The sequence below is a fragment of the Paenarthrobacter sp. NPDC018779 genome (assembly GCF_044391085.1).
Classification (GTDB): Bacteria; Actinomycetota; Actinomycetes; order Actinomycetales; family Micrococcaceae; genus Arthrobacter.
Map to the genome: position 1 here is coordinate 1 of NZ_JBIRZS010000055.1, position 1,311 is coordinate 1,311.

General features: G+C 62.4%; 1 protein-coding gene. It reads left to right on the top strand.

The features are described 5' to 3' along the window. The first annotated feature begins 59 nt into the window (after window positions 1–59). Window positions 60–1,244: a transposase family protein gene (locus ACH488_RS21930; protein WP_397326707.1), complete on the top strand. Its 1,185-nt coding sequence runs from the start codon at window positions 60–62 to the stop codon at window positions 1,242–1,244. The last annotated feature ends 67 nt before the right edge of the window (window positions 1,245–1,311 follow it).

Below are 1,311 nucleotides of genomic sequence, written 5' to 3' on the forward strand. Positions count from 1 at the left end.
GGCGTGGTTGAGGGTGTTGGCGGCGGTTGCGGGTTATGCCCGTTTTCATGGAGCTAACGATGGCCCAGCGGCAAGCTGTGACGAAGAAGAAGGCCCTCGCCTACCAGAGCGCTGATCGTGCAGGGAAGTCCCGGATCCTGGACGAGCTTGTCGATCTGACCGGGTGGCACCGCGACTATGCCAGAGCTGCTCTGAGGGACGCGCTGGTGCTGAAAATCGTCAGACCGAGGCCGGGCAGGACCCCGATTTACGGGCCGGACCTGCTGCCAGGGCTGATCAAATGCTGGGCCGTGCTGCGCGCCCCTGCCGGCAGGCTGCTGGCCCCGATGCTGCCGGTCCTCGTGCCCTTGCTGCGCCGCGACAAGGAGCTTGTCATCACCGACGCCCAGGCGGATCTGCTGATGCGCATGAGCGCGGCAACGATCGACCGCAAGCTCGCCGGGGAACGGTCGAAACTGCTCCCGCGGGGACGGTCACATACCAAGCCCGGCACGCTGCTGAAGACCCAGATCCCGGTCCGCACCTGGGCCGAATGGGACGACGCGGTCCCGGGATTTGTGGAGATCGATCTGGTCGGCCACGAGGGAGGCAACAGCTTCGGTGAGTTCTGCTTCACGCTGACCGTGACCGACATCTGCACCGGGTGGACGGTGAACCGGTCGGTGCGGAACAAGGCCGCGAAATGGGTCTTTGAAGCCCTGGAACACGTCACCGCAGTGTTCCCGTTCCCCATCATCGGCATTGATTCGGACAACGGCTCGGAGTTCATCAACGAGCACCTGCTGGCCTACTGCCACGCGCACCAGATCACCTTCACCCGATCCCGGCCCGGCAACAAAAACGACGGCGCCCATGTGGAGCAGAAGAACTGGGCCAGGGTCCGCGAACTGGTCGGCTACCTGCGCTATGACACACCAACGGAGCTGGAGAAACTCAACGAGATCTGGGAGCTGGACCGTGTCTTCACCAACTATCTGCTGCCACAGCAAAAGCTCATCGAAAAACACAGGCACGGCGCCAAAGTCACCAAGAAGCACGATGCGCCGGCCACACCCCACCAGCGCGCGATCCGGCACGAACTGATGCACAAGCGCCCGGTCATCCAGATGAATGCCGCGTTCAAAGCCATCAAACCCGGGGCCCTCTCGCGCCAGATCCTCGCACTCACAGCCGAGTTGGAAACACTGGCTCTGGCAAAGAAACCCGCGCCCCTCAAACCGGTCAACAGGGCCTGGAAGTACTAACCTCCCGGAGCTTTTTCAATGAGGCAACGAATCAGTCTTCCCGGAGGTATTGCAATGAGGCAACAGG